The following is a 7,160-nucleotide window of genomic DNA, read 5'->3' as shown; positions in this document are numbered from 1 at the left end:
TCGGGCGCGGACCGCGACTGCCGTGCCCGTCATGCTGCTGGGTTTTAGCGTGCAGCCCGCTCCAGGCGTGCACGGTCGCGGTGCCGTACTGCGTATCTGTCGTGGTGAGGACGGCCGTCGGGGTCGGCCACGGGCGCCCACCTCGGCGGGCGGCGGGTCGGCGTAGAAGCAGCGGTCGGAGCGGGTCCGCACCAGCAGTTGCGTCGGCGTGTCCTTTAGGGCAAGGGCCAGCTGGACCGGGTCGTAGCCGCCGTCGAAGACGAACAGCGGGAGCCGCCCGCTGGGGTCGGGCAGGTGCGGCAGCAGGTGGAGGATCTGGGTGGCCGCGGCAGCGTTGATGTTCGTGCCCGGCAGTAGGCGCACCACGTCCAGCGGAGTAGTCCAGGAGTTGGTCGTCAGCTCCAGGGCGGCCAGCCAGGAGAATGCCCACCCGGCGATGATCGGTTTGCCCGCCGAGTGCCGGGTGGGGTGGTAGTAGAACCCGCGGCCGGGTGAGCATTCGGCATCGCTGCGCGTCCAGCAGTTGACGTCGATGGCGAACACCGCAGGCCGCTGATCCAACTGTTTGACCAGCAGATCTCGCAGGGCGCCGGTGTTGATTGCTCCCTTGGCCAGTGCGGCATACACGCTGCCGTGTCCGCGTCGGTGCCCGGGATCCAGCGACAGGTGCGGCAACGAGGCCACCGGCCCGGCGGCCAGCACGGCATCGGCGAGCTCGAACAGCGCATCCGAGCGACGGGTGAAGCAGCCCATCAGCTCCTGCCGGAACACCGCCAGGCAGGCCACCCCTTGGCGAGGCGGGTTCGGTAAGAGCACACTCGAAACGACGGCCACCACACACCTCCGGGCACTTGGTCGTACTCGGAGCATCGCGCGGTGGCCGTTCCACGTCGAGAACCACCCGTCACCGGGTTAAAAGCGAAGGAGCGCCTGACAGAATAAGTTCCACTGTGCTTTGTCTCTCGCTGTCGCGATGGTGAGAGGGATGACGAGTGGCGCGACTGAAGCCGTGGAAGGTCAGTGACAAGTTGTGGGCGGTCATCGAGCCGCTACTGCCGAAACACCAGCGCCGAACCCGCTATGCCGATTCCGCAGCTCAGGACGCACCGGTCGGTCTCAGCGTTCAATCCTGCGGAAATACTCCCCCGACCCCGGATCAGTCCCGACAGCAGCGCCTGCCGACGTTTAAACCACTGGTCACGCACTGCCCCCCTTTTGCTCAATTATGAGCTGCTTCGCCCCTTAACCGCTTGCGCAAAAGATGACCGTACATAAGGTTCGACGTGGGCCTTTGCGGCGCGGAGGCAAACGATCATGCGAGTAAAACCCACCTTGGGAGGCAAGCCGGGTGACACCCTTTCCACGCCCGCGCTCGCTTCAGGCGCGCTTCACGATTGCAGCAGCAGCCCTGTCTCTACTCGCTCTTACGACAATCGGGGCCGGCCTCGACCTCCTGATCCGAAACCGGATCCAGGCCGACATCTTCAGCGACACTCAGCGAGTCGCCACCGAGTGGATCGGGACGATGCGACCCGGCATCACACCGTCCACGACGGCCCCGACGACTCGCGTCAACCTCCTCCAACTCGTGGACTCCAACGGGCGGGTAGTGGCAGCCAGCAGGACGGCGTCGGGTAGGCCACCTCTGAGCACGGTTTGGCCCCCGGACGACGACCGGATCGAACATCGGACCGCGTGCTCCCCACACAGCGGGTGCGTCATGCTCACCGCCAGCCGGGTCTCTCCCCAGGAGGCCCATCTGCTCTGGCACGGCGAGTCCCACGTCGTCTACGCCGGCCTGGCCCAGCCGCCCCTCCTCGCCACGCACCGCCTGGAGATCCTCACCGCCGCGGGGACACTGCTGGGTGTCGTCATCGCGACCTGGCTGACCTGGTGGGTGGCAGGCCGGACCTTGCGCCCAGTAGCCGCGATCCGATCGAGAATATCCGAAATCACGGTAAGCGACCTGAGTCTGCGCGTGCCCCAGCCGCCCGGGCGCGATGAGATCGCGCTGCTCGCCGGTACCGCCAACCAAACCCTGTCCCGGCTGGAAGAGGCGGTGGAGCAGCAACGCAGCTTCGCCTCCACCACCTCTCACGAGCTCCGGACCCCGCTCACCGGCCTGCGCACCCGCCTGGAAGAGGCGATGCTCTATCGCGACGACATCGACCCGTACGACAGCATCCAGGCCGCGTTATCGCTTACCGACCGGCTCGAAGCGATCATCAACGACCTGCTGGTGCTGGCCCGCCTCCGCGCCGGCCACGCGGTGCACGAGCCGGTCGACCTCGGCGCACTGGTCACCGAGGAAGCGGTGACCCGGGTAAGCGGCGTGACGGTGCACGCCCACGTCGATCGTGACCTGAAAGTCCGTGGCAGCCGGATCCAGTTGATCCGAGTCCTGAACAACCTCCTGGCCAACGCGCAGCGGCACGCCAACACCACAGTCGAGGTCACCGCGGAGCGTGCGAACGGCCAGGCCGTCGTGACCGTGACCGACGACGGGCCCGGCATCGCGCCGCAGGACCGTGAACGCGTCTTCGAACGCTTCATCCGCCTGGACGACGGACGCCGTCGAGACCCGGGCGGCAGCGGCCTCGGGCTCGCCATCGCCCGCGACATCGCCCACGCCCATCACGCAACGCTGCGGATCGAAGACTCGCCACGAGGCGCCCGATTCGTCCTACGGCTGCCGCTACTAGGTACAGATCGGATGCCTGTCCGCCCGTAAAAATATGATCCATGGCTGCCGAGTGAGCCGGGACAGTGCGCTTGTTCGATGGGCGCGCTCTTCCCCGATCTCACTTCACAGGCCGCCGCACCATCTGACTGATGTACCCCGAGTTCGGTGGAGTCGGCTTGGTCGACTCTCATGCCAGCTGGGTGTTCGGGTAAAGCATCTCGTACTCGATGGGGGTGAGCATCCCCAGGGCACTGTGTCGTCGCTGCCGGTTGTGGAAGATCTTCAGGTACTCGAAGATCGCATTCGCCAGTTCGATACGGGTCTTCCACCACTTGCGGTTGAGTAACTCGGTCTGCATCCGACCCCAGAACGACTCGATGACTACATTGTCGAAGCAGTCATCGATCGACCCCATCGATGGAACCAGACCGGAATCGTGGGCACGGCGGGTGAAGGCCCAAGAGGTGAACTGCTCGGACTACGCGGCCCGGTTCGATGATCTGTGGTGCTCGGGGCTTGATCGACAACGGAACGGCCAGTGGCGTCAGCGAGCCGTCGCGGGCGGAGTTACCGCCATCCACCGTTCCGATGTCGGAGTCGCCGTGGGATCACGAGAAGATCAACGCCCGGCGTTTTGAGCTGCTGCGGACCGATCCGGTGACCGCGCCGCACGCGGGCGGGGTGCTGGTGGTCGATGACACCGGTGACCGCAAGGACGGCACCGCCACCGCGCACACCGCCCATCAGTATCTGGGCTCGGTCGTGGACTTCCCCTTCTAGCGTGGAGATCTGACCTAAGGAGAAGGTTGGGTCGTGGGAGAGACCAGACGCAGGTTCGATCCGGAGTTCCGGGCGGGCGCGGTGCGCATCGTGCGGGAGACGAGAAAGCCGATCGCGCAGGTCGCTAAGGATCTGGGCATCAATGCGGGCACGCTGGCCAACTGGGTGCAGATGGACCGGCTGGCCCGCGAGCAGGACACCAACGGTGGCGAGCTGGCCGAGTCCGAGCGGGAGGAATTCGCTCGGCTGGGCCGACTTCCAGGTCCGCTCCGATGCCGCGATCCGCCGCCACTGGGCCCTGGTGATGTGCGCGTTCACCTTCTGCCAGCATGCCCGGCCCGCCGATCCGGCCCCGCCACCGCGGGTCCCGCCCACCCCGGCCGACGCCGACAGCGAAGAGAGGAGAGTCCATAGCCACGACGCCATCCGCAGCACTGTGCTGGCCTCGGACCGTCCCCACGTCCGCGGCCGGCTACGGCGTCATCGTGTACGGCCGCGCCGGCGAACCACAAGGTCGACCTCGACGCCACGGAGGTGCTCCGCGCCGAACTGCGCGCCGCCCACCGATCCACCGCCTTCTTCGACCGGGGCCTCGGCTACCGCACTCTTTCCGGCGGTCATCCCCACGCCGACGTCGACCACCTCTGAAGAGCGGGCGAGGAGGCATTCGCATGCGAACGCCCCTACCCGGCTCTCCAGCCGTTGACCCGTGCCTGCTGTTCGCTGTTCACACCGGTGTGCGGCAACGGGTGACCCACCGCCGCACACCCGACCTTCAGCGGTCCGTTGTCATGGCGTCTTCGGTGTGACTGTGGAGCTCGCCTTCATGCGCTGTAGCAGACGGTGTTACTCCCATAGGTGGTGACGCCGTTGGGGCCGGACACGCTGACGGTCGTGGTGACGCAGTAAATGGTCTCTGTGTAGATGAAGTTGGATATTCCTCCGCCGCCCGTGAACGGCGATCCCACGACAACGACGCCGTTGGGGTAGGTCGCGCCGCCGGCACCGCCGCCGGGCGTGGGCACGCCCTTTGGTACGTCCTTGGGGTCGCACACCGCGCCCTGTTGCATCAACTTGATGTTCCTCGTGGCCCGGGCACCGACCTGCGTTGCCCAGGTCGAGTTCTTCATCTCCAACCCGGCACGGTAGAAGTCGCCGACGTTCACGGCGCCGATCATGCGCTTGAACTCCCTGAACTTGGCCGGGCCCATGTTGTACATCATGTCGATCAGCACGAGCTGCCGCGCCGATGTCAGACGGTCGAAGTTGTAGATCACTGTCTTGAGGTTCGCGATGGCGGCGTAGAAGTCGCCCTCGAACAAGGTGATGATCTGGAGGGGCGTCAGGTTCTGGGTTCCGGCCCGCACCGCGGCGTAGTTGGCGCCGACACTCTCAAGGCGGGCCTGCGCGCCGGCGCGGTCGAGGTTGAAGCCGATGCCCACCGTGGGGTGGCCCTTGCTGTCTGGGTACACGTGCGGATCGCCGGCGAGCCCATGGAGGCTCTCGTTGTTGGCGACATACGTCTTCATTTCCAGGGGCGTGAGCTGCGGGCCCTGCTCGGCAGGGTCGGGGGCCTCTGGGTCGTAGCCCCCGCCACCGGGACTGCCGCCACTGCCGGGGACGGTGGAGCAGGGGTCGGTGGCGAAGGCGGGGGTGGAGGTGAGCGTGACGGCGGCGAAGGAGGACAGGAGGAACGACACCGTGAAGATTGCGGTGCCGTACAGCTTGCGCCGCGGGGATGTGCGAGTGGTCATGAACCTTTTCCTCATGTGGAGGTGGGATGACCAGCTCATGATCACTTCATAGGCGGTGTCGTGATAATCCCATAAATCTGGGATATTCCGTGCCCCCTGTTAGGCTGCCGCGGTGACATCCCGCAGGGGGGCGGAGCACCGGGCGATCTCCGATCTCAAAGACCTGACCGGCGCCGGGCTCACAGCTCCAGAGGTGTTCAGACAGGCCGATCCGATATTGCGGAACGTGCTCGGATTCGACGCGGTGTGCTGGCACGCGACCGACCCGGCAACCGGCCTCGTCACGTCGGTACTGACCGACGACCTGAAGTTGGACGACTTCCGTCAAGCCGTCCAACTGGAGATCTGGGGTGACGACGTCGCGAGGTTCCCCGAGATCCGGCTCAGCGGTCGTGGCGCCGACACGCTCAGCCGCGCCACGGGCGGCGTTCTCCAGCGCAGTCTCCGCTACCGGGAACAGATCGCCCCCGCCGGCTTCGGAGACGAGCTACGCGCCGTCTTCGACGCCGCGGGCGGGATGTGGGGCTGCGCGGCGTTCATGAGGGCGCCCGACCGCGGCCCGTACCGGCCGGAGGAGCTGGCCCTGGCCCGGCGCGCCGCCCGCCACGTCGGAGTCGCGCTGCAGCGCAGCCAGCTTCGTGAGGTGCTCCCCGTACAGACGCCTCTCCCGCCCGCCGTGGTGCTACTCGGGCCCGACAACCACCTGCTGGACGCCGACGAGCAGGCGGAGCAGTTGCTCGGCGAGTTCGCCGACGACTCCACCGCCATCTTCACCGCGCCGACGCCGTTCGTCATGGCGGCCGAGCAGGCCAGGGCCACGGTGGCCGCCGCCCGGACCCCCGCTCCACTGCGGGTGCGCGCACGCGGCGGCAGATGGTTCGTGCTGCACGCCTCGCTGCTGAGAGGAGCAGCGGAAGGATCCGCAGCGGTGGTGATCACCCCGGCGTCCCCTCCCGAGATCATGCCCGTCGTGTTCGCCTCCTACGGACTCACCCACCGCGAACGCGAGGTCGCCCTACGGGTCGTTCAGGGCCACGGCACCCATGACATCGCCCGGGCGCTGTGCATGACGCCGCTGACCGTGCAGGACCACCTCAAATCCATCTTCACCAAGGCCGGCACCCGCAGCCGCCGCGAGTTCGTCGCCCAGCTCCTCGTGGCGCACCCCCCGGAAGTGTGGACCTGAAGCCCGCAGCTGGAAGGAGGGGCCAGGCGGCACCGTGTGCCCGGTGGTGGCAATGGCCACCGGGCACCTCATCGACGGCGCGGTGATGGCATTTCTCCGTGACGTTGTCGCGCTGGCGCCCGGCTCGCCGTACAAGGTGAAGACGGCGACCGGTGACGAGCTGGGCAGGCAGGTGTGGTCAAGCTTGCCCCGTCAGCTCCTGCTCACGGTGAAGGTGTTCGACGACGGCCTGGCCGTCCTCGCGCGGCATCTGAGACGGTTCTGAGATGCTCAGGACCTGCGCGAACGCTCTACTTTGCCCTCGGTGACGCCGACCCGAACGGGAAGCCACCTCGCGGCGCCGAGCCGGTCGACGCGGCCCACCGAAAGATCCAGCAGCGCCAGCCGTTCGCGCCGGCCTCTGCGGAGGTTGGTCTGACAACGCATCCAAAAGCTATCGACACTCGAATAACGGGAACATAGATCTCATCGCGACTTTTCCGACGGGGAAGACATGCATGGTGTCCTTCAGGCAATGATCGTAGGGGTACTCCTCACGCTCATCCTGATCACGGCGATGGTGGCCCACCACTAGGGGGCACAGTAGCAATGAAGAAATTTTCAACGAAGTAGCGTCTGACCTGTGATAACGGCGGAGTTGACCTCCGGTGGCGGACTGATGATCACTGCCGCTGCGTTCATTCCGGTTTTGTCCGGTACGGCGCGTGGAGTGGTGCGTTGTCAGAGAAGATGTTCTCCGAGGAGCAGTTGGAGCAGC

At 66.5% G+C, this 7,160-nt stretch carries 7 protein-coding genes and 1 pseudogene; 5 read left to right on the top strand and 3 right to left on the bottom strand.

Annotated features, from left to right (window positions below):
• Nucleotides 1-834 (bottom strand): transposase (locus ACSDR0_RS48630; RefSeq protein ID WP_435295784.1); only part of this gene is annotated, 834 nt, incomplete at its 3' end.
• A gap of 886 nt (nucleotides 835-1,720) precedes the next feature.
• Between ACSDR0_RS48630 and ACSDR0_RS48625 the strand changes: the two genes are divergently transcribed.
• A complete protein-coding gene (locus tag ACSDR0_RS48625; protein ID WP_435295783.1) occupies nucleotides 1,721-2,731 on the top strand; it encodes a sensor histidine kinase in 1,011 nt (336 codons plus the stop codon).
• 139 nt (nucleotides 2,732-2,870) lie between these two features.
• Here the strand turns inward: ACSDR0_RS48625 and ACSDR0_RS48620 are convergent.
• Nucleotides 2,871-3,155, bottom strand: a pseudogene (locus ACSDR0_RS48620) (transposase); the annotation flags it as partial.
• 116 nt (nucleotides 3,156-3,271) lie between these two features.
• Between ACSDR0_RS48620 and ACSDR0_RS48615 the strand changes: the two are divergent.
• Both ACSDR0_RS48615 and ACSDR0_RS48610 read left to right on the top strand, forming a co-directional pair.
• Nucleotides 3,272-3,463 carry a transposase gene (locus tag ACSDR0_RS48615; protein ID WP_435295782.1) on the top strand — a complete coding sequence of 64 codons (192 nt, stop codon included), beginning with the start codon at nucleotides 3,272-3,274 and terminating at the stop codon, nucleotides 3,461-3,463.
• 33 nt (nucleotides 3,464-3,496) lie between these two features.
• Entirely contained in the window at nucleotides 3,497-3,877 is a 381-nt protein-coding gene (locus ACSDR0_RS48610; protein WP_435295781.1) for a transposase, read from the top strand.
• A 410-nt stretch (nucleotides 3,878-4,287) separates the two neighbouring features.
• Here the strand turns inward: ACSDR0_RS48610 and ACSDR0_RS48605 are convergent, their stop codons facing one another.
• Entirely contained in the window at nucleotides 4,288-5,217 is a 930-nt protein-coding gene (locus ACSDR0_RS48605; RefSeq protein WP_435295780.1) for a hypothetical protein, read from the bottom strand.
• 112 nt (nucleotides 5,218-5,329) lie between these two features.
• Between ACSDR0_RS48605 and ACSDR0_RS48600 the strand changes: the two genes are divergently transcribed.
• Together ACSDR0_RS48600 and ACSDR0_RS48595 are read left to right on the top strand one after the other, a co-directional pair.
• Nucleotides 5,330-6,403, top strand: a complete 1,074-nt coding sequence (locus ACSDR0_RS48600; protein ID WP_435295779.1) for a helix-turn-helix transcriptional regulator — start codon at nucleotides 5,330-5,332, stop codon at nucleotides 6,401-6,403.
• Between the two features lie 43 nt (nucleotides 6,404-6,446).
• Entirely contained in the window at nucleotides 6,447-6,668 is a 222-nt protein-coding gene (locus ACSDR0_RS48595; protein ID WP_435295778.1) for a hypothetical protein, read from the top strand.
• Nucleotides 6,669-7,160: the final 492 nt, after the last annotated feature.

The organism is Streptosporangium sp. G11 (assembly GCF_051192615.1).
In the GTDB taxonomy this organism is placed as follows: Bacteria; Actinomycetota; Actinomycetes; order Streptosporangiales; family Streptosporangiaceae; genus Streptosporangium.
Note: the sequence above shows the minus strand (reverse complement) of the source record. Positions and strands in the feature narration are given on the sequence as shown.

What these genes read in the sequence shown, in the direction of transcription:
- ACSDR0_RS48625 (WP_435295783.1), top strand. Translation starts at nt 1,721, where the DNA reads ATGCTCACCGCCAGCCGGGTCTCTCCCCAGGAGGCCCATCTGCTCTGG.
- ACSDR0_RS48615 (WP_435295782.1), top strand. Translation starts at nt 3,272, where the DNA reads ATGTCGGAGTCGCCGTGGGATCACGAGAAGATCAACGCCCGGCGTTTT.
- ACSDR0_RS48605 (WP_435295780.1), bottom strand. Translation starts at nt 5,217, where the DNA reads ATGACCACTCGCACATCCCCGCGGCGCAAGCTGTACGGCACCGCAATC.